This is a genomic window from Facklamia lactis (assembly GCF_015863205.1).
Taxonomy (GTDB): domain Bacteria; phylum Bacillota; class Bacilli; order Lactobacillales; family Aerococcaceae; genus Facklamia; species Facklamia lactis.
The window spans coordinates 196,148-218,130 of record NZ_JACBXQ010000001.1; the positions used below are offsets into that span (position 1 = coordinate 196,148).

The window sequence follows — 21,983 nt, forward strand, 5'->3', positions numbered from 1 at the left end:
TCCACTTTTGAAGTGGAAAGTCTTTTTTTATTTGAAATGAACTAATTCTTCTATTTTGACGACTTCTTGGTAATCAATGGCAACAATATAAGTTCCCAAATTGGGAAGTTGCAAATGACTCTGTAAAGCTTGATTATAAAGAGATAATTGATATCGATATTTATTCTTTAACCCTTCGATTTGTTCTGCTTTGCTCTTATTCGCATATTGACGATAACGGTCTGTTTTAAAATCGATTAAGATAAATCCTTGATTTTCAATGATAAAGTAGTTATCAATGACACCATGAATTAAGACTGAATCTTCCTCAAGAGAAAGATGATCTCCAATATGTGTAAAAATATCAGTAGCTTTAATTAAATATGAAAAAGCTTGTTCTCGAAACAGATGGGGAGCATTTTGTATGACAGTTTGACCGAGAGGATCAATGAGAAAAGTCACGATCTTCTCAAGTTGAATAAATTGACAATCTTTATCTGTTATTTTCCCCTCAGTAATCATTCTCTTAATTTCTTCTTTTAAAACTTTTAAATAATTTTCTTGACTGACATGGTTAAATCGGCCAAAATCTAGTTCTTGCATGAAATAGTGATTTAAAATCCCGATTTTAGCTGCATCATATCGTTTTTCTTGCAAGAAGCTTGGATCTTCAAATGTGTTTTGAGTATAACGAACTGCCTGGATTCCTTGGTAAGATTCTGACTGTTGTGTCTCCCCTTTAGACCTATCTTGATAAAATGATAATGCTTGATGATGTGGTTCCTCATATAAGCGTTTTAATTCAGAAACAGATTGATAAGAGGCGGTTTGACTCGCAAATTGATAAGGATATTGAGCATGTTGAAGCTTTCGTAAACGTTTGATAATTGGATGCTGAAGGCTTTTATTATCTTGTTTAGAAGTTAGTAATTTTTCTAGCCACTTATCTGGATCAGATGTCTCTTCTCTATTAATTATTAAACCATCATTGATATCATTAATGCTAAAAAATTGAATCGAAAAACTTTCATCTTCTAATTGAGCGATTGCTGGCAGTTTTCGCTGATAGAGAGATAAAGCTTGCCCAATCCAAGTAAGATAATTATCACTGGAAGACCGATGGGCTAAATTAATGAGTAATTCATCTGGATCGGTTTCTTTTTTTGTTTGGTCCATCATATTTTCCCATTTTTCTCTCGAGTCAATAGTTGCGACGATGATTATCTTCTGCTCACTTCTTGTTAATGCAACGTATAATAAGCGCATTTGCTCGGCTTGGTTTTGTTTTTCTTTTAAGATTTGACGTGCTTTTTTGCTAATAGAAGGATATTCAATTTGATAGTTCGTATTGTAATAATTAACACCAATACCATAATGTTTGGTAGGGATGATGGCTTGAACTCCCTGACGGCGTTTAAAGTTACGGCCGGTATTGATGAGGTAAACCAATGGAAACTCGCTTCCTTTTGACGCATGAATTGTCATGGCCCTTACAGCATTTTGGTTATCATCTAAAATGATCGGTTCTGCTAAATCTTTTTCTTGTTTGATTAATTGATCAATATACTCAATAAAACCAGCAATATTTTTACTTTCTTGGTTATGGGCGGCTAAGTTACGGGCTTTTTGATAGAAAGCATGGAGATTAGCTTGTCTTTGAATTCCATTATCTAAACCTCCAACATAATCTAAAAAAGCCGTTTCTTGATAAATAAGCCAAACGACTTCATCTATCGCATGTTTTCTCGCATATTGGCGCCACTTGTCTACCCTTTCTTTAAAATGATATAGCTTATGATAAAGGTCAGTTTCTGCCTGATAATTGCCAGATTCATAGGCTTCCAAAAAATTGATCGTGGCATGATAAAAATCTCCATTAGGTTGATGAATCCTAATATGACTTAGCTCTTCATCTGATAAACCAACAAAAAATGATCTTAAAACAGCCACTAATGGAATGTCTTGAATAGGATTGTCAATAATCCGTAAAAGTGCAAGCAACAATTGGATTTCTTGGCGCTGAAAATATCTTTCGATCGCTTGTGAAACAAAGGGAATTTGATAGTAGTCGAAGGCAGTTTGTAAAGGACTAAAAGCTGATCTAGTGGCGCTTAAAATCACAATATCCTTGAAAGTGATTGGACGATAGTTTTGCGTGTCTTTATCATAGATAAGATAGTTAGTTTCTATTTTTTTTTGGATGTCTTGGGCGATTATCATGGCTTCTGCTTCAAGGCTCTTTTTGATGGAATAAGAGTTAGGAATGTTTTCCTCTTTATCATCGTGTGATTCTGATTTGTCATAAAGCAGCAGTTCTAAATGATAGCTTTGCTCTGATGAATTATTTTCAAATTCAGAATTACCATATTTTAAAGCTTCTTTAGGGCCATAATCCATTTCTCCAAAATCTTTATTCATTAATCGTTCAAATAAATAATTGACAAAATTTAGCACTTCATTTCTAGAACGGTAATTTTTATCTAAAATGATTAAATCTCCCTGATTACTGTGCTGATAGAGTTCATATTTTTCTAGAAAAAGTGAAGGTTCGGCCATTCTAAAACCGTAAATTGATTGTTTGACATCCCCTACCATAAATAAATTGCCGGCTCGTTTTGAATCTTTCTCTCGGGACAACCATGAGAGAATGGATGCTTGAATTTCGTTGATATCTTGATATTCATCAACAAGCACTTCAGTAAAGAGGTCTTGATAGTACAGAGCTGCTGGACTTGGAATGCGTTGCCCTTCTTCAGGATGGTAGGGAGCAAGGATATCTAACGTGATATGTTCTAAGTCCGTATAATCGATTAAATTTTCTTTACGTTTGTAAGCCAGTAATTGCTCATGAAAAATACTTATAATCTTTTTGAGCCTTTGTAAAATAGGAAACAGACTAGTTTCAATTTGTTCACTATCTTGGTATGGAAATGGAAATAATTTTTGGATATTTTGTAAGTATAGTTTACTGTTGTCACGTAAGTTTTTCATTTCTTCGATCATTTCTAGATCTTCTTCCAGAGCTTTTGCTCGGTTTGAGGGCCAGCGTTTAAAATTAATGCTCTGAATCTGATCAATAAATAAAGCCATGTCTTGATTCTTTAGCAGTTCGAATAATTCTTGAGTGATTTCGAGTTCGGTATTTAAAAGTGTGTGATACTTTTCAAAACAAGCCTGTGAACAAGTTAATAGGATATCATTAGCTGAAACAAGGCTCTGATAGGCTATATTTAATGAAGATGCGAGTTGTTTTTGTATGCTGTTTTTATATAACTGGGAGGTCCAGAAATCACCAAGTTCAAAATGTTCTTTTGTTATTTTGTCGATCCAAAGTTGAGGTTCAGGATTAGATAAAGCAAAATGATATATTTCTAATATTAGCTGTCTTAACCCCTGATCTTCTCTGCCATTTGAAAAGCAGGATAGAAGATCTTGGTAATCTGATATGGTTAAATCTTCAATTTTTTCTTCATAAATCTGTTCAATGAGTTGCTTCCAAACATTTGTATAAATGAGCTCCATTTGACTATTATCAGTTATCAAGTGCTGGTCCGGATTTAAATCTAAAAGGTAGAAAAATTTTTGAATGACTTGGAGACAAAAGGAATGTAAGGTTCGGATTTGAGCACTCGGTAATTGATTAAGTTGCTCAAGCAAGACGGCTCTATGATGGGTATCATTGCTATTATTGATCGCTTTCTTAAGACGAACTTCCATTCTTTCTTTCATTTCGTTAGCGGCAGCTTCAGTAAATGTCACCACTAATAAATTTTCTAATTGTGTATATTGTGTTTGTAGATGGTTCATGATTCTTTCAATTAGGACGGTTGTTTTACCAGAACCAGCAGAAGCTGCTATGAGAATATTGTTTCCAGTGTGGTGAATCGCTTGCCACTGTTCATCATTAAATTTACTATTAGCAGGTTTGATAGGAATATTACTTTCTTTCAATGTCCTCCTCCTTTTCTAGTAATCCATTTTCGATCAATTTAGCTTTCATTGCTTCAATAGCTTGATCAGAAGAAATAGTTTTATGTCGATAATAATGATAATTTTGACTCGCATCGAAGCCAGTGATAACACGAAATGGCTCATTGATTGAGGTGGTATAAGGATGATCTTCAAATGGCGCAAGATGAATTTCACCCTGCTGAATTTGAGCTGCTGCTTCTTTGAACATTAGATGAGTATACTGGACTAATACTTCCAATTCTTCTGAATTAAATGTGGGACTGGAGGCATAGAAGCCTTCTTTTTTATATTGAACTGGATAAACTAAACTTTTATTAGATTCACTTGCTCCTAACTCAAGTTCTTTTAAATAGTCTGCTTCTATGGTAATAAATCCATTTAATTTATTATTATTTAATTGTAATTCAGTAATGTGTTCAGAATTACTTTCTAAGAAGAAGCCATTTGCTTTATCAAAAGATTGAATAATAGGTTGGTAAAATGCTCCTAGTGGTTGGTGGTCTGGATAATGTCTCAATCCCACTGCTAAATAGGTTAGGATCTGTAAATCCATGCCATAATAGGCATCTACTAGGCTGAATTTCTTATTTGATGATTTATAATCAATAATTTGGAGGTATTGGTTATCAAAATAATTGATCTCATCAATTCGGTCGATTTTCCCTCGGATTATTAATTTTCCGCCTGAAGGTAATGGATAAATGAGCCCTGGTAGTGAGTCTTTACCTGGCATCCCAAAAATAGCTTCAGAAATTAATGGTTGATTGCGAATTAATTTTTGCTGTTCGATCGAAAAACGAATAAAATGAGATAATCTTTTTTCGATTTGTTGAAAAATCGCATAGGTATGGCCTTGTTGCTGATAAATCTCAAAATCAGGATTCTGTTTAACTCCAGTTAGAACTTTTTGAATAGCTTGATGGATTTTAGAGTCATTTAATTGATAGGCTAAGAGATTATTTGCTTTTAAATATTTTGAAAAGTAATCTAATGCTTGGTGAAAAAATTCTCCAGTAGTAGCAAAATCTATTTCATATCGTTTACGTTCTTTAAGTTTAAGACCATATAAAAGAAAATGAGAATAAGGATCTTGAAAAAATTGCTCGATACGCGACACTGATAAATTTAAATTTTGACCATAAAGTTTAAGCGCAGTATCAGTTGTTATGTTTTCTGGAAGCCCATCAAAACGAATGGCTAGCTTTAGAATTTCAGATAAATTTCGATGATAAGGTTTATTAGTTTGGTTATCAACTAGCTGGATCAAGCCTGCAAGCTCAAGTGGAACTTCAGCTTTGCTTTCATATATTTTTCTTGTGCTCTGCAGTAAAGTAGTTAAAAAGCTTGAGTGATTTCCAAAATTATTGATGAACCGAGCTTCCCCTTCGAGTCTGATATCATAATTGGCATCTAAAGAGAGTGTTTTGAAGTGACCAATTCTGATAATCTGCTTGATGAAAGGAGACCAATTCTCTAGACGATCTTCTAAATTAATTGCATAGGAAAAATGAAGCTGATCGGTTGCTAATAATAAAATTTGATAGGCTAAAAGCGTTTCTAAACTTCCTTGTTGCCTTTCCTTATCCACTAGAAATTGGTGAGCTAATAAATTGCTTTGAATAGATTGACGATTTTCACGTGTTAATATGGGGTTATTTTCGATCTTTTGAGGTAAAGATGATCGATCCATACCGATGATAAAAGCAATTTTGTTGGGTTGAATTTGAGGGCTCACTATATTAGTAAAGGCTACTTGATCAAGTGTTGGTGGAATAATGTGATAAGTAGCTGCTTTAAATCCAGCTGTTAGGATATCGGTAAACAATTCATAGGTGATCTGATCATTTGAAAATACTTTTGCAAACTCATCTAAAGTATCAGTAAAAACTTGCCATACTTGTTCATGCTGTCGTGCCTCTCCCACTAGCCCTTGTTCGAGACATTCATTTCTTAATGTTTCCAATTGGTCTTTGATTCCAGACTCTTGAATCAATCTGTAAAATTTAGTGACAAAGTCAGAACCTAAATAAACCTTCTTCAATTTTATTAAGGGATCGTGGATCTCGGAAATCATCCATTGCCTAATTTCAAGCATTTGTTCTAAAGGTTCACTTGAAGGCGTATCATTCTTGTCAGACAAAGAGTTAATAGGATCAAAAAGTCGACTCCATTCAAAGTTTAGATGATAAAAACGATAACCTTCATAGCCATTTTCTATCAGCATATTTTCAAAGCTAAAAATAACTTGTTCATAATTTTTAAGAGCTTCTAGCCGTTGATCAGCGTCTTCAATTTGTCGTATTTTAGGAGGGATAAATAAAGGTGATTTCAAAATTCCTATGATGTCAGGGATTCGCCAATTATACTTTTCGAGTTGAATTAATTTAATGACCCAATCGAAAAAAGGATGATCCATCATTGTTTTTTCGTGGTCAAAGAAATAAGGAATGTTATTCATTTTAAAAATTGGATCTACCAGCGATTGGTAACGCTCCATATTGCGAGTAAATACTTGAATATCCTTATAACGATAGCCTTCTTCGACTACTAGTTGATGAATTTTATTAGATACATAACGAAGTTCTGTTTGAATGCTATCAAATTCATAAAAATAATGTCTTTCTGCCCAATCGTTATGTGATTTTTCATGGGTTGATACTTCATAATGATGTTGATATTCGGAAAATTTATCCGCTATGTGTTGGATTTGTGGCTGATATTTGAAAGTGCAGGCATTGATTTCCCATGGAGCATCGAATGGAATGTTTAAAAGTTGACTCAATTCTTTAATTTGTGCATAGGTTTGAAAAGCCACTTTATTAAGCGTCACATCTTGGTAACTTTTAAGTTGTTGTTGGGTGATCGGTAAGGTTATCCATATTTTCTCGGAAGCTTGAGCCATTGCTAATAGTATTTGCAATTCTTGACTGGAAAAATAATAGTAATGATCAATCACAAAATAGTGTTTTTCTAACTTTTCTGTTTGAAAAAAATGGATCAAGTTTTGAATCATTTTATAATTATTAATCTCTAATTCTTGTAAGTGGTCTAAGAAAGCTTGATACAGAAATTTTATTTCAGCTAAACGCTGTCCCTCCATTTGATCTGCTTGTGTGGCTAAAGTCAAGAGATCCTCTTGGAAAGAGAAGTCAGTAATATCTTCAGGTGAAATATTTCCTTCGATAAATTCTTTGAACAATTCCATAATGGTTTCTGCAAAGCTTTGATAATTCACTTGCTTTCGATAAACGTGTAATTTATGTTGATATTGGTTGAGAACTTGTCTTACAATCATGGTTAAACCGAGATCACTAAGAGTGTCCTGATCAGATTTATGATTGACTAAAAACCATTTTAAACGAGAAAAACTTGCTACTTGAAAGTTGAATAAACTAGCATCAGATCGTTGATATCTCTTCCGAATCTGGGCTAAGGTGTATTCTTCCATATTAAATTTTAAATGTTCAGGAACAATATAAAAAATTTTGCTAGTGGGATCTTTTTCAAGAATATCTAATAGATGATCAATGATCGGTTCTTTCTTATTATATTTTAAATCTCCTGTAATAATTTGAATGCTCATATTTCCTCCAATATAGCCAAAATACGAAAAGTTCCCCCACTTAACTAGAAGTTAAATAAAGGAACTAAACTGGTGATAATTATTGACCATTAAGTTCGATAATTTTGATGATGACTTCTGTTGCTTTGACCATAGATTCGACTGCGATATATTCATAACGTCCGTGCATATTTTCTCCACCAGCAAAAATATTAGGTGTTGGAATACCCATAAAAGAGATTTTTGATCCATCAGTCCCACCACGTATCGGTTTAATGTCGACTTCAATATTCAAATCTTCCATCGCTTTTTGAGCTAGATTAACGGGTGTCATATCTTTTTCAATGATCTCTGCCATATTATAATATTGATCATTGAGTTGAAGTTGAATGGGATCTTGTGAATACTGTTGGTTAATTTCATTGACAATTTGTTGAATGGATTGTTTTCTGTTTTCAAATTCTTCTCGATCAAAATCGCGAATAATTAATTGTAAGCTTGCTTCATCAACGGTTCCCTTTATTTCTAATACATGATAGAAACCTTGACGCCCTTCTGTTTTTTCAGGAACCTCGTCTGCTGGTAATGAAGAGATAAATTGATTAGCTAAAGTGATCGCATTAATCATTTTGCCTTTAGCAGTGCCTGGGTGAATATTTTTACCCTGAATGGTGAGAATAGCCTGAGCAGCATTAAACGATTCATATTCGAGTTCTCCCACAGGTCCTCCATCCATTGTATAAGCAAAATCAACTCCAAAATCTTCAGCATCGAAGTGATCAGCACCTCTGCCAATTTCTTCATCTGGTCCAAAGGCTACCCTGACTTTACCGTGCTTAATTTCAGGATGTTGGATTAAAAATTCCAGTGCTGTCATAATTTCAGCAATCCCAGCTTTGTCATCTGCACCTAAAAGAGTAGTCCCATCTGTTGTGATTAGGGTCTGCCCTATATAAGCATTGAGACTAGAAAAATCTTCTGGACTCATTATTATTTCTTCATTCAAGCGGATTTCTTTGCCATTATAATAGGTATGAATTTGTGGTTGAACATTTTCAGAATTAAAATCCGCCGTATCGACATGGGCAATAAACCCGATTGCTGGGGCGCCTTCAATATTAGCTGGTAAGGTGGCAGTCACAAAAGCATTGTCATGATTTAAGACGACCTCTTGCATCCCAATTGATTTTAATTCTGAGACTAAAAGATTTAGTAAATCGAATTGTCTTTCAGTTGAAGGAATAGTAGTTGATTTTTCATCAGATCGTGTATTGATTTTAGCGTATTTAATCAAACGATCTCTAGTTTCGTTAAAGAATTTCATGTTGTGACCCTCTTTCAATAATTTTAGACATACTCAAATGGATCCGTAGAGACTTGACTTGCCATAAATTCTAGGTTCCACCCCTCAGTTTTAACATACTGATTTAATTTGTTTGTTTCATATTTAATAAAGAGATGTTCAATATAATGACCGGCATCAACGGACAAGTAAGGTCGTTCATATAGGTCGTGACCAGCATGATAGTCAATATCTCCCGTGATGAAAATATCAGGCTGAGCTTTATCGATTGTTTTGATCATACTTGCTCCTGCCCCACCAATAATTGCTATTTTTTGATAGGCTTTTTTAGGTTTTTTCTCAATGAGTGTAAGATTCGAGCATTCAAGGTTAATCTTTAGATAATCGATCAAGGCCGATCTATTTAAGGGGTTAGGCAACAAGCCGATTCTTCCCGGGACGGATTGAGAATCTTCAAAAGCATGCAAATCACAAATGTTTTGGAGTGATAGTGCTTGTGCTAAACAATCATTCATTCCTCCCGCCGCAAAGTCATAATTGGTATGCATCGCAAAGACATTCAGATCTAATTGAATAGCTTGACGATACATATTTACTTGTGGATCGTTGTAATCAAATCGCTTAATAGGACGATAGATGGGTGGATGATGGACTAGCAAAGTATCTGCTTGTCGTTTTCTAGCTTCCTCTACAGTTTGTGGACGCATATCAAGTGCGACTAAAACTTTTTGTATGACATGTTGCGGATCACCAAAGTGTAATCCACTTGGATCTCCGTCTTCTGCTAAACTAAGTGGGTACCAATGGTCAAGAAGTTTAATTAAGTCTACTAGCTTAGTGGCTTTCATTATTAAGCACCTCCTGAATCATTGCGATTCTTATCTGAGTTTCTTTAATTTTTGCATGACGTTTAGGATTAGTAGTGGTATCAATATTGGTCATTAATTGGTTTAAAACATGGACTTGGTGACTTAGTTCTTGTCGCCATTTTTGATAAAAAAGATTGCTGGGACACTGAAGATGATGGCTGCCAAAGACAAAGTCTTTTTGATTAAGAGTTTTCACTTCGTTTTGTTTTTTAGCGACTAACATTTCATAGAATTGATCTTTTTCAAGAACGATGTCTTCTGCTAGAATGGCATAAGAATGATTATTTAACCATTTTCTTAGCCTTTCCATTCCATTATTTGCCTGTAAAACTAAAGTGGAAGGTAAGATGTTTCTTTGCCTTCCTTCTTCAAGAATGTTAGTAATTAAATTGCCACCCATTCCACATATCGATGCAACGTTGATTTGATCTGTAGATTGTATGACTTCAAATCCATCCCCTTTTCTTGCTTCAACCATAGTATTAAGTTGGTGAGCTTGTATTTGTGTTTTAGCTGCTTGTAGAGGACCATCTGCAATCTCTCCTGCTATTGCCCAATCAATCTGTCTTTTTTGCGCTAAATAGCATGGTAAGTACGCATGGTCACTTCCTATATCGACTAAACGTCGAGGGCTTTCACTAAACTGAAGGATAAAATTTGCTACATTTTGAAGCCTATCTGATAATTTATCAATATTCATAAATAATTCCCTTTCTACTCTTTTATTATATACTAGACAATGGAGTCTTGTTAAGTCAATGTGTGAATATTTGGAATTGATAGTCTAAAAATTTAAATGACACTCTTTATAAAATTCGAACTTCTTAACGAATAGAATAATTTTTTCTCATGATAACTATAGGATTAGTCTTTAATAACAACGAAGGTTGGATAGAAAAGATTGACTATTAGGAAGTTTTGATGGTAATATAAAACATTGACAACTTGTCGGTTTTTTTAATGGAGGGATAACATGAGTCGCAAACAAGAAATATTAGACATTGCGTTTGAATTGTTTGAAAAAAAAGGATATGATACCGTTTCAACCAATGATATTGTAAAAGAAGTTGGAATTGCACGAGGGACCCTATACCATCATTTCAAATCAAAGGAAGATATTTTAGATTCGATTATTGAGCAATTTTGTCAGAAAAGTTTTGATCGAGCTCGTCAAATTGCACAAGACTCTTCTATACCGGTTACTCAGAGGTTAGCTCAGGTGATAGCTAGTCTTAATGCTCAAGATAATCAGCTTTTTGATTATATTCATCAGCCTCAAAACGCTTTAATGCATGAAAAAATTAGTCATTCTATTCTGTCAGAATTACCTTCTATTTTATTAAGGGTGATTCAAGATGGTATTGAGTTAGGTATGATGGAAACACCCTATCCATATGAAGCCTGTGAATTAATAGTAGCATATGTAAATGGTGTGATTGATAACCATGCTCTAGGTTCGTCACAAACTAATCAAAAGAGAAGAATGGAATCATTTATTTATCATCTTGAACTCTTATTTAAAGCACCGAAAGGAACTTTTGATTTTATATTGGATTTATCCCAGCATTAACAAATGAGTTAAGTATTTCATATAAATATTTTAAAAAATAGCCATGAAATTGAAGAATTCTTATGGCCCTCTCAAAGTTAATTTCTAAAATTTTATAATGATGCTAAAGATAGTTGAATTGCTTTTCTAAGTGTTTAAAAGCTGATTTGTGATATAAAAGTCCTAAAAAGGGCTTTTTTTATTTTGTTACTCTCTCTTTTTTGTTACAAAGATATTAATCGAAATAACACTGATAGTTTGCATTCTTATCGGTATAAACAATGATGAAAAGAATTCACAAAATATTCATTGTTTTGTTATTGTAATATAAATGTAATAGTTGTAAGATTTAAGTAATGAAAAATAAGAAATAAAAGAGAGGAAGAATTCTATGAAAAAATTATCTATGAAACAAGTAATCATCCCTTTAGTTGCAACTGCTTCAATGATGCTAAATCACAAATTGGTTGAGGCCCAAACTCTTTATCATGTTAAAGAGGGAGATACCCTATACAATATCTCGCAACGCTATGGTGTGTCCATCGAAGAACTAAAAAATTCAAATTTTTTAACCTCGTCTACTGTTTTTCTAAATCAAGAGTTGATCATCCCTTCCAACAATCAATCATTGACTGAAATTGAGGTTGAGGGAAATATTCCTGAAACGTCAGAAAATGTTTTAGATGAAACAGAAAAATTAGAATCTGATGCTTCCTCTCAAAGAAATATAAACGAAGCGTATAACCAAGTAGCATCTTTAAAAAATTATCACTCACATGTCGTGAAAGCTGGTGAAAGTTTAGGGATTATTTCGCGAAAATATCATACGACTATAATGGAATTAATGCGACTAAATGGCTTAGCTAATGACTTAATACATCCGGGTCAAATTATACGGATTCCTGAAACAGTTGACCCAGAAAGTGCAGAGGCTCCCCTTCCCTCACCGACCGAAGATGACAGTCGTCATGATGATTATACAGTAAAGGCCGGAGAAAGCTTAGGTATCATCGCACGTAAGTTCAACACTACTGTATCCGAATTAAAACGCTTGAACAATCTAAGTAGTGATCTCATTCATCCGAATCAGACTTTAAAAATACCTTCACCAAGTGATAATAAAGAAACACCAAGACAAGAAGAAACCACAAATCCCAAGCCCCAGGATAATTATTACATTGTTCGAGCTGGAGAAAGCTTAGGTATCATTGCACGTAAATTCAATACCACTGTGTCCGAATTAAAACGCTTGAACAATCTAAGCAGTGATCTCATCCATCCGAATCAGACTTTAAAAATACCTTCACCAAGTGATAATCAAGAAACACCAGGACAAGAAGAAACCACAAATCCCAAGCCCCAGGATAATTATTACATTGTTCGAGCTGGAGAAAGCTTAGGTATCATTGCACGTAAATTCAATACCACTGTGTCCGAATTAAAACGCTTGAACAATCTAAGTAGTGATCTCATTCATCCGAATCAGACTTTAAAAATACCTTCACCAAGTGATAATCAAGAAACACCAGGACAAGAAGAAACCACAAATCCCAAGCCCCAGGATAATTATTACATTGTTCGAGCTGGAGAAAGCTTAGGTATCATTGCACGTAAATTCAATACCACTGTGTCCGAATTAAAACGCTTGAACAATCTAAGTAGTGATCTCATTCATCCGAATCAGACTTTAAAAATACCTTCACCAAGTGATAATCAAGAAACACCAGGACAAGAAGAAACCACAAATCCCAAGCCCCAGGATAATTATTACATTGTTCGAGCTGGAGAAAGCTTAGGTATCATTGCACGTAAATTCAATACCACTGTGTCTGAATTAAAACGCTTGAACAATCTAAGCAGTGATCTCATCCATCCGAATCAGACTTTAAAAATACCTTCACCAAGTGATAATCAAGAAACACCAGGACAAGAAGAAACCACAAAGCCCAAGCCACAAGACAATTATTACATTGTTCGAGCTGGAGAAAGCTTAGGTATCATTGCACGTAAATTCAATACCACTGTGTCTGAATTAAAACGCTTGAACAATCTAAGCAGTGATCTCATCCATCCGAATCAAAAACTTTTAGTCAAAAAATTCCATACAAATGCAAATGAAGACAATAAAGAGAAAGAAAAAAATCCAGAAATGGATATACAGAAAAACTACTATTTGAGCTTAGATGAAGCAATAAAACAAGCAAAAAAATATTTTAATCCATCGATTCATGAAAATTGGTTTGTAGATTGGACGAGAGACGGTTATCGCGTTCGTTACCAAATGTTGAAAGCTTAATGAGTAAAGACGCCTAGCACTAGATGTGTACTGGGCGTCTTTGTTTTTTGCTTTATTCCAAAAAATCTTTTAATTGTTTAGATCGACTTGGATGTCTTAATTTTCGAAGTGCTTTTGCTTCAATTTGACGAATACGTTCGCGAGTGACTCCAAATACTTTTCCCACTTGTTCTAAGGTTCGAATATTTCCATCGTCGAGACCAAATCTAAGTCGAAGCACATTCTCTTCCCGGTCTGTTAATGTATCCAGTACATCTTCTAATTGTTCACGTAATAAGGCTGAAGATGTATAGTCTTCGGGACTTAATGCTCCATCATCTTCAATAAAATCGCCTAGATGAGAATCATCTTCTTCACCAATTGGTGTTTCTAACGAAACAGGTTCTTGGGCAATTTTTAGGATATCGCGAACTTTTTCTGTTGGGAGATCCATTTCTGCCCCAATTTCTTCAGGAGTTGGTTCGCGACCTAAGTCTTGTAATAGTTGACGCTGAACTCTGACTAATTTATTGATTGTTTCAACCATATGGACAGGAATACGAATGGTGCGGGCTTGGTCTGCAATGGCTCTTGTAATCGCCTGACGAATCCACCAAGTCGCATAAGTTGAAAATTTAAATCCTTTGGTATGGTCAAATTTTTCAACAGCTTTCATTAATCCCATATTTCCTTCTTGGATAAGGTCCAGAAATTGCATTCCTCTCCCTACATATCTTTTAGCAATTGAAACGACTAAACGTAAGTTAGCCTCAGCTAATTCTTGTTTAGCAATCTCATCTCCTTCAATAATTCGAACGGCTAGATTAACTTCTTCCTCTGCCGTTAATAAGTCGACACGTCCAATTTCTTTTAGGTACATTCTGACAGGATCGGCTACCTTAATTTTTGAGGCCGCTGCCTTTTGTGAAGCTGTTAAAATTTCTTCAACTGGAATATCTTCTGCACGGACCATTTGTTGCTTAGTAGGTCCACCATCATCCCCTACTACAGAGATGCCTTGGTCTTCAATTTTTTGAATTAATTTATCAATTCCATCGGCATCCAGTCCATAAGGGACCGCTATTTTGTCTGTTAAAAGATCATAATGAATTTGTCCAACTAATTTTTTTTCAGTGATTAGCTCTTGTGTTGCAGCTTCTAGTGAGAGGCGTAGTTCTTTGTTCTCATCTTTAAGCTTTGTTCGGTCTTTTTTTTCTGTCATTTGAAAGGCCCCCTATTGTTTTAATTTCAATTGACGTTCAAGTACAATAATTTTATTAACGATCATGGCTATTTTTTCTTGGTCATGTTCTAAGATAAAGGTTCTCATTTGTTGTTTTAATTCACTGATTTCTTCAAGGATAAATGCTTCATTAATTGCGGCTAAACAGTCTTCCATAATTTGGTCATGATAACCAAGATCTTCAAATTCCCACATGAGTCCCGACAAATAACTGTTTAATTGCGTATCTTTTATATTACCAACAATTCCCGTTAATGGCAATTGATTTCCTGCATAATAATATTCGAAAAGTTCCATAAAAGCTTTTTGAGCAAATTGATGGTAGAGAATCGGCATTTCTTGCATATTTTCAACATAATGCCAAGCTTGTGGGTAAAATATGAGTTGTCCTAACCAGAGCTTTTCGCTTTGATAGGCTTTTTGAGATGTAATGGATAAGGAACTTTCTTCAGATAAAGTGTGCTCTACTGATAGATCATTCGTAACAGCTTGAGGTTTCGCATAATTTTTTTCTCTTGCTTTAATTCGTGTCAATTGTTCTTTTAAGATTTGCTCATCAATTTGATATTCTTGAGAGAGTTCCGCTAAATATAATTCTTGTTCAATAGAAGATTGAATCTTGCTAATTAATTTAAGCAGTTCTTCAATATAACTTGCTAGTTCTTGCTTATCTTTTAAATTATACTGTTGCTTAATAAAATTTTTCCTAAAAGTATAAGCTGGTACCGCTTGATTAATTAGCTGTTGAAAAGATTCTTTCCCTTTAAATGCTATCCATTCATCAGGGTCCATCGCTTGGGGGATGGTAATAGATTTAAATTGAGTGTGTTGAAAAGGCTCTGCTAAACGAAAGGCTGAGTCAGTAGCCTTTTGTCCCGCATGATCGCCATCAAACACAAAGATAATTTCATTAGATAGTTTAGTCAAATAATCAAGATGCTCTTTGGTGAGACTCGTTCCCATCGTGGCAGCCGCATGTTGATATCCAGCATCATGCAAAGCAATAACATCCATAAAGCCTTCGCATACTAGAGCTTGATTAAGCTTACGAATATGTGGTCGAGCTAAATCTATATTATATAATAAGCGACTTTTGTGGAATATTTCAGTTTCTGGTGAATTGACATATTTAGCTTTACGCTGGTCACCTTCAAGATAAATTCGACCAGAAAAACCTAAGACGCTGCCGGTACTCGATCTCAATGGAAAAATTAAACGATCACGAAAACGATCGACTAAAAGCTCCTGTTTTTCATCTAAATAAAAAACACCTGAAGCCAGTAGGTCATCTTGACTAAAGGATTCTGATTCTAAAAAACTTAATAAAAGTTTAGAATTTGCTGGGGCTAAACCTAAACCAAATGCCTTGATAGTGTTTTCAGAAAGGCGCCGATTTCTAAGATAATCATAAGCTTGTTGACCATTTTTGGTGGCAGTTAAATAATAATGATAGAATTCTGCAACCTTTTCATGGATTAAATATAAAGATTTTTGCTTAGGAGTTAGTTGTGATTCGTAAGTTTGACTAAAATACTGGCTATCGATTGAAATATTAGCAAATTCTGCTACTTTTTTGACTGCTTCAACAAAAGAAATTCCTTCTATTTCTTGGATAAAACTAAAAACATTTCCTCCGCGCCCACACGAAAAGCATTTATAAATTTGTTTACCCGTATGGATTGAAAAAGAAGGGTTACGGTCTTCATGAAAAGGACAAGAGGCTGTATAGCCTTGTCCCCTCTTATCTAAATTAACATATTGGCTAATGACATCTACGATATTTACTTTATTTCTAATTTCGTCAATAAGCTCGTTTGGGATTCGACTCATGATGCCACTTCCTTACCTGGACACTGGATTGTTTTTTGATTTTGTTCGTTTACTTTGTACCATCCAAAGCAAGCCAGCCCCTAAGATAAATTGCCCGATAATAGCAAATAATCCTTTGAGTGAATCGCCTGTTAACTGGGAGACAATTGCCAAGGTGGTAGTTCCTAGTACGGAAGAAAACTTCCCAAAAATATTATAAAAACCGAAAAATTGGTTGCTTTTCTGATCGGGTATTAAATTAGCAAAGTAAGATCGACTAAGCGATTGAATTCCACCTTGAGCGGTTCCAACTAGAATGGCTAGCATAATAAAATCTTTAAAAGTTGATAGTCGTAAAGCCATTACGCAAATTATAATATAAGTAAAAATCCCAACAAATAGCATCTTACTAGCTGAATAACGTTTAGCTAATACGCCATATAAAAGTGTACAGGGAAAAGCCACAACCTGAACAATTAGGAGCATGATGATTAATTCGGTAGGACTTAAGCCCAGATCTGTTCCAACAGACGTAGCCATTTTTATAATGGTGCCAACGCCATCGATATAAAAGAAATAGGCTAATAGGAAGATAAGAACCAGATGATATTTTCGGATCTCCTGTATCGTCACTTTAACTGATTGCCAACTAGATCGGATGATATCGCCCTGCTTTTCATTGTTCATTCCTTTTTGAAAGCTAGATTGTTTGACATTTCTCCAATAAGGAATCGTAAATACAAACCACCAAATTGCTGTGAGGATAAAGGCTAATTTTATATTCAAATCAGTGGGAAGTAGTTTTCCAAATTGAAAGATCATAAAGATTAAGAAAGGAATGACACTCCCAATATAGCCAAAGCCAAAGCCTGCAGATGAAACTAAATCGAAACGCTCTTTTGAAGTAACATCCATTAGAGAAGCATCATAAAAAATATTAGCGGCTCCGAAGCCTATGGCCGAAATTAAGTATAAAGCAAGTAATAATTGCCAAGAATAACTAATAAAGGCCATCGACAAGACAGAAAGAACGCCCGCCATGGTCGCAATGGTAAACATCTTTTTTCTTAGGCCAGGGAAATCCGCTAGACTTCCTAATAATGGTGCCATTAGAGCGACAGCTATCGTTACAGCCGCATTGACGTAACCCAAATAAGCTGTTGAATTAGCATCTGTCATTTCAGCTTTATTTGCTATTTCCTTGTATAGAATTGGAAAAACGGCTGTTGTAATCATCAAAGAATATGCAGAATTGGCCCAGTCTTGGAGAATCCAAGAAAATTCATCCCGGCTATAGGTCGACTTAATTTTATTGATCATATTTTGCTCCTATTCTACATTTAAACAATAGAATTAATGATTTCCCATATTTCCTCACAGCCTTCTCCTGTTTCAGCAGAAACAGGAAATAAGGCATCAGTGCTTGGAAGTTCTAGCGCTTTTGTATAGAAGGATAAGTGTTTATTTAATTGACTTTTTTTGATCTTATCTAATTTTGTCAGACAAATTGCAAAAGGTAAATCTAAGTCTTCAGCAAAAAGGTACATTTCTTTGTCCAATTGAGTTGGTTCATGACGAATATCCATTAACAATAATAATAGCTCAATATTATTTCGTTTCTGTAAATAGGTGGCATTCATTTTATTCCACTTTTCACGGTCCCTTTTAGAGACTCTAGCATAGCCATAGCCTGGCACATCAACAAAGCGAAAACGGTTATCAATATTATAAAAGTTGAGTGTCTGCGTTTTGCCTGGTTGGCTAGAAGTTCTTGCGAGTGTTTTACGTTGAATCATTTTATTAATAAAACTTGACTTTCCAACATTCGAGCGGCCAGCTAAAGCGATTTCTGGTATAGAATCCTGGGGATACTGTTCAGGATTAACAGCAGAAATCACTAAGTTAGCATGTTTAATCTGCATATTGATCTCCTGTCTTATTATGAAATTTTTAAATTCTCTTCATCATAATAAAGTGCTTCTCCTGTACCTTCGACTAAATCATTCGTTATGATAATTCGTTTAATATCTTCCCTTTGTGGGACTTCAAACATAATATCAAGCATAACACTCTCTAAAATTGAACGAAGCCCTCGGGCTCCTATTTCTCGTTCTAAGGCCTTGTGAGCAATCGAGTGTAACGCTTCTTCTTCAAATTCAAGGTCAACCTCTTCCATGTCTAATAAACGTTGATATTGTTTAACCAGAGCATTTTTAGGTTCTGTTAAAATGCGAATCAAATCTGATTCTGTCAATTGATTGAGAACAGTTAATACAGGTAAACGTCCAATAAATTCAGGGATTAGACCAAATTTTAATAGGTCTTCAGGTGTAGCTAGTTGCATAATGTTGTCTTTTTGATAATGGTTATGCGAATCAGCTCCGAAACCAATTACTTTCGCTCCTAACCTTTCCTTAATAATGGTTTCAATCCCGTCAAATGCACCGCCTACAATAAATAATATTTGACTCGTATCCATTTTAATAAATTCTTGGTTAGGATGTTTGCGCCCTCCTTTTGGAGGAATATTGGCTTCTGTCCCTTCTAGAATTTTTAGAAGGGCTTGTTGGACGCCTTCACCGGATACATCACGTGTAATGGATGTATTTTCTGATTTTCTTGATATTTTATCTATTTCATCAATATAAATGATGCCCTTTTCTGCTCGATCAATGTCATAATCAGCTGCTTGAACAAGCTTTAAGAGAATGTTCTCTACATCCTCCCCTACATATCCAGCCTCTGTTAAGGTGGTAGCATCCGCTATTGCGAAAGGAACATTAATAATTCTTGCTAGACTTTGCGCTAAATAGGTCTTACCTGAACCCGTAGGACCGATAATACAAATATTTGATTTTTGTAATTCAACATCATCTTCTTGATCAGTTTCAAAATTAATTCGCTTATAATGATTGTATACTGCAACCGAAAGTGCCCTTTTAGCTTCTTCTTGCCCAATAACATATTGGTTTAATTGATCAGCTATTTCTTGTGGACGTAGCACTTTAATAGGTCCTTGCTGGGACTCGAATCGTTTCTCTTCTTCAATAATCGATTTGCATAGATCAACACATTCATCACATATATAGACATCCGGTCCAGCTATAATTTTATTGACTTCATCTTGCGATTTACCACAAAATGAGCAAAAATAGTCATTCATCTTAGTTGTTTTTGCCATAATACCTCCTTCTATTCTAGAGAGTTATCTAGAAATGGATAATACTAAAAAGGGATGCAATACGACTCACATACCGTTCGACTATTGCAATCCCTCTTTTATATATCATTTAATCTTCTGAATTAATTATCTTATTTTTCTTCAACTGAGTCAACAATTAAGCTCATTGCTTTCTTCAAGCGAATATCAGATTTTAGCATTTCTTCTGTTACATATTGACGAACCTGGTCCGATTTCATTCCGTATTGACCAGCAAGAGTTTCTACTTCTTGTTTAATTTCCTCTTCATTTACATCAATTTGTTCTGCTTCAACAATCGCTTCTAATACTAAATTAGTCTTTGTACGAAGTTCTGCTTCCTCAGAGAATTGATTTTGTAAATCTTCGCGACTTGTACCAGAAATTTGGTAGTAAAGGTCTTCATTGATACCTTGACGTTTTAAATTATTTAAGAAGTGATCCATTTGGCGTTTGATTTCATCTTGAACCATTTCGTCTGGTAACTCTACCACTTCAGCGTTATCTACTGCTTGACGAAGCGCTAGATCTTCTACCATCTCTTTGGCTTGTGATTCTTTTTCTTCTGTTAATTGAACTTTAATTTTGTTTTGATATTCTTCAAAAGATTCTACTTCTTCATCGGCATCTTTAGCAAATTCATCGTCTAATTCTGGTAATTCCTTAGCTTTCACTTCATGAACATGAACTTTGAAAGTCGCGTCTGCTCCAGCTAAATCTTCTGCGTGATATTCTTCAGGGAAGGTTACATTTACTTCTAGGTCATCTCCAGGTTTGGCACCAATAAGTTGTTCTTCAAATCCTGGTATAAAAGAGCCTGAGCCTAATTCCAGTGAATGATTTTCTCCTTTTCCACCTTCGAAAGGTTCCCCATCTTTGAATCCTTCATAATCAATAATAACAGTATCACCTTCAACAGCTGGGTCCTCTTTTACGACTAATTCAGCAAGTTGTTGACGAGTCATTTCAATTCTTTCATTGATTTCTTCTTCTTTAACTTCACGGTCTTGCTTTTCAACCGTCAAACCTTTATATTCTCCAAGTTTAACTTCTGGTTTAAGAACAACTTTAGCTGTCAATACCCATGGCTGCCCTTTTTCCATTGAAACAATATCAATTTCAGGTTGAGTCACTACATCTAAATCTTCAGATTCTACTGCTTTTTGATAAGCATCTGGTAATAATATGTTTAAAACTTCCTCATATAGCGAAGCTTCTCCATATACATTATTGAAGATTTGACGAGGCACTTTTCCTTTACGGAAACCAGGGACAGAGATATTTTTACGTACTTTTTTATAGGCTGTATCCAGTCCTTTATTCACATCTTCAACTGGAATTTCAAAAGTTAAGATTCCTTCGTTAGTTGAAGTTTTTTCAAATTTTGTTGTCATAAAAATCTTTCCTCCAAGACTAGTATATAATTTACATACCTATTCATTTTAGCTAAATAATTGGTGTTTGTAAACCTATTTTCATTCTTCTAAATAAATTCTTATAATATTCATGAGGATTTGCTAAATTAAGACTAGTATTAAGAGGCTTAAAAACATTTTAACTGTTTTATTTTACATTTCTTAGGTATAATGTAAAATACTCAAAGGGGTGAACCGATGATTAATTATCCAGCTGGGCAAGGCCCCCATAAAAAACGAAGGAATCCCTACTCTTCTGCAACAAATTATAGTAGTCGAGGGATGTCTTTTGAAGACAAAATTAATCAAAGTAATTTATATTATCTTAAGCATCAAATTGCTGTTATTCACAAAAAGCCTACACCCATTCAAGTCGTTAAAGTAGATTATCCGAAAAGATCTGCTGCAAAAATTACAGAGGCTTACTATCGTAATGCTTCGACTACTGATTATAATGGCATTTACAAAGGCTTATATATTGACTTTGAAACAAAAGAAACAAAAAATAAAACTTCTTTTCCCTTATCGAACTTACATGATCACCAACTAAAGCATATGCATGATTGTTATCAACACGGGGGAGTCGTTTTTCTTTTAATTTCGTTTCGAAGTAATCAAACTGTTTATTTATTGCCTTTTAAGCTTTTGCAATATTATTTGGATCATTTCCAAAAACAAAGTATTCCTTATGAATTTATTGAACAAAATGCTTTTGTATGTTCGCAAGGAATTTTCCCACCTATTGATTATATACAAGCTCTGGATAAGTTCTTAGATCAACAATAGTGGGTAAAACTAATAAGGATTT

Annotated in this window: 14 protein-coding genes; 3 read left to right on the top strand and 11 right to left on the bottom strand. The window is 34.7% G+C overall.

Annotated elements, in window-relative coordinates:
* Positions 1-27: 27 nt before the first annotated feature.
* The 5 genes from addA to HZY91_RS00945 form a co-directional block, all read right to left on the bottom strand.
* Complete coding sequence (addA, locus tag HZY91_RS00925) at positions 28-3,930, bottom strand: helicase-exonuclease AddAB subunit AddA (RefSeq protein WP_197113728.1); 3,903 nt, start codon at positions 3,928-3,930, stop codon at positions 28-30.
* Entirely contained in the window at positions 3,917-7,534 is a 3,618-nt protein-coding gene (locus HZY91_RS00930; RefSeq protein WP_197113731.1) for a PD-(D/E)XK nuclease family protein, read from the bottom strand. The genes addA and HZY91_RS00930 overlap by 14 nt, the downstream gene beginning before the upstream one ends.
* Before the next feature lie 79 nt (positions 7,535-7,613).
* Entirely contained in the window at positions 7,614-8,837 is a 1,224-nt protein-coding gene (pepT, locus tag HZY91_RS00935) for a peptidase T (RefSeq protein WP_197113733.1), read from the bottom strand.
* Positions 8,838-8,860: 23 nt separating this feature from the next.
* Positions 8,861-9,664, bottom strand: coding sequence for a Nif3-like dinuclear metal center hexameric protein (locus tag HZY91_RS00940; protein WP_197113747.1), 804 nt, complete (start codon positions 9,662-9,664; stop codon positions 8,861-8,863).
* Positions 9,651-10,385, bottom strand: a complete 735-nt coding sequence (locus HZY91_RS00945; RefSeq protein WP_197113750.1) for a tRNA (adenine(22)-N(1))-methyltransferase — start codon at positions 10,383-10,385, stop codon at positions 9,651-9,653. Before HZY91_RS00945 ends, HZY91_RS00940 begins: the two co-directional genes overlap by 14 nt.
* Before the next feature lie 273 nt (positions 10,386-10,658).
* On the opposite strand from HZY91_RS00945, the gene HZY91_RS00950 reads away from it, so the two are divergent.
* On the top strand, positions 10,659-11,255 hold the full coding sequence (locus tag HZY91_RS00950) for a TetR/AcrR family transcriptional regulator (protein ID WP_197113753.1): 597 nt from the start codon (positions 10,659-10,661) through the stop codon (positions 11,253-11,255).
* Between the two features lie 370 nt (positions 11,256-11,625).
* Positions 11,626-13,530 (top strand): LysM peptidoglycan-binding domain-containing protein, encoded by a 1,905-nt coding sequence (locus tag HZY91_RS00955; RefSeq protein WP_197113767.1) that lies wholly within the window; start codon positions 11,626-11,628, stop codon positions 13,528-13,530.
* A gap of 52 nt (positions 13,531-13,582) precedes the next feature.
* Here HZY91_RS00955 and rpoD read toward each other — a convergent pair whose 3' ends face one another.
* The 6 genes from rpoD to tig form a co-directional block, all read right to left on the bottom strand.
* Positions 13,583-14,731, bottom strand: a complete 1,149-nt coding sequence (gene rpoD, locus HZY91_RS00960) for an RNA polymerase sigma factor RpoD (protein WP_197113769.1) — start codon at positions 14,729-14,731, stop codon at positions 13,583-13,585.
* A gap of 12 nt (positions 14,732-14,743) precedes the next feature.
* Positions 14,744-16,582, bottom strand: a complete 1,839-nt coding sequence (dnaG, locus tag HZY91_RS00965) for a DNA primase (protein WP_197113771.1) — start codon at positions 16,580-16,582, stop codon at positions 14,744-14,746.
* A 12-nt stretch (positions 16,583-16,594) separates the two neighbouring features.
* Positions 16,595-17,881, bottom strand: coding sequence for an MFS transporter (locus tag HZY91_RS00970; protein WP_197113773.1), 1,287 nt, complete (start codon positions 17,879-17,881; stop codon positions 16,595-16,597).
* A 20-nt stretch (positions 17,882-17,901) separates the two neighbouring features.
* A complete protein-coding gene (gene yihA, locus HZY91_RS00975; RefSeq protein WP_197113777.1) occupies positions 17,902-18,483 on the bottom strand; it encodes a ribosome biogenesis GTP-binding protein YihA/YsxC in 582 nt (193 codons plus the stop codon).
* A 17-nt stretch (positions 18,484-18,500) separates the two neighbouring features.
* A complete protein-coding gene (gene clpX / locus HZY91_RS00980; protein WP_197113780.1) occupies positions 18,501-19,742 on the bottom strand; it encodes an ATP-dependent Clp protease ATP-binding subunit ClpX in 1,242 nt (413 codons plus the stop codon).
* Between the two features lie 131 nt (positions 19,743-19,873).
* Entirely contained in the window at positions 19,874-21,154 is a 1,281-nt protein-coding gene (gene tig / locus HZY91_RS00985) for a trigger factor (protein WP_197113783.1), read from the bottom strand.
* A 219-nt stretch (positions 21,155-21,373) separates the two neighbouring features.
* On the opposite strand from tig, the gene recU reads away from it, so the two are divergent.
* Positions 21,374-21,961: a Holliday junction resolvase RecU gene (gene recU / locus HZY91_RS00990; protein WP_197113786.1), complete on the top strand. Its 588-nt coding sequence runs from the start codon at positions 21,374-21,376 to the stop codon at positions 21,959-21,961.
* Positions 21,962-21,983 lie beyond the last annotated feature (22 nt).

Bases quoted from the DNA above. Each gene is read 5' to 3' on its own strand.
- HZY91_RS00930 (WP_197113731.1), bottom strand. From the start codon at position 7,534: ATGAGCATTCAAATTATTACAGGAGATTTAAAATATAATAAGAAAGAA.
- pepT (WP_197113733.1), bottom strand. From the start codon at position 8,837: ATGAAATTCTTTAACGAAACTAGAGATCGTTTGATTAAATACGCTAAA.
- HZY91_RS00940 (WP_197113747.1), bottom strand. From the start codon at position 9,664: ATGAAAGCCACTAAGCTAGTAGACTTAATTAAACTTCTTGACCATTGG.
- HZY91_RS00945 (WP_197113750.1), bottom strand. From the start codon at position 10,385: ATGAATATTGATAAATTATCAGATAGGCTTCAAAATGTAGCAAATTTT.
- HZY91_RS00950 (WP_197113753.1), top strand. From the start codon at position 10,659: ATGAGTCGCAAACAAGAAATATTAGACATTGCGTTTGAATTGTTTGAA.
- HZY91_RS00955 (WP_197113767.1), top strand. From the start codon at position 11,626: ATGAAAAAATTATCTATGAAACAAGTAATCATCCCTTTAGTTGCAACT.
- rpoD (WP_197113769.1), bottom strand. From the start codon at position 14,731: ATGACAGAAAAAAAAGACCGAACAAAGCTTAAAGATGAGAACAAAGAA.
- dnaG (WP_197113771.1), bottom strand. From the start codon at position 16,582: ATGAGTCGAATCCCAAACGAGCTTATTGACGAAATTAGAAATAAAGTA.
- HZY91_RS00970 (WP_197113773.1), bottom strand. From the start codon at position 17,881: ATGATCAATAAAATTAAGTCGACCTATAGCCGGGATGAATTTTCTTGG.
- yihA (WP_197113777.1), bottom strand. From the start codon at position 18,483: ATGCAGATTAAACATGCTAACTTAGTGATTTCTGCTGTTAATCCTGAA.
- clpX (WP_197113780.1), bottom strand. From the start codon at position 19,742: ATGGCAAAAACAACTAAGATGAATGACTATTTTTGCTCATTTTGTGGT.
- tig (WP_197113783.1), bottom strand. From the start codon at position 21,154: ATGACAACAAAATTTGAAAAAACTTCAACTAACGAAGGAATCTTAACT.
- recU (WP_197113786.1), top strand. From the start codon at position 21,374: ATGATTAATTATCCAGCTGGGCAAGGCCCCCATAAAAAACGAAGGAAT.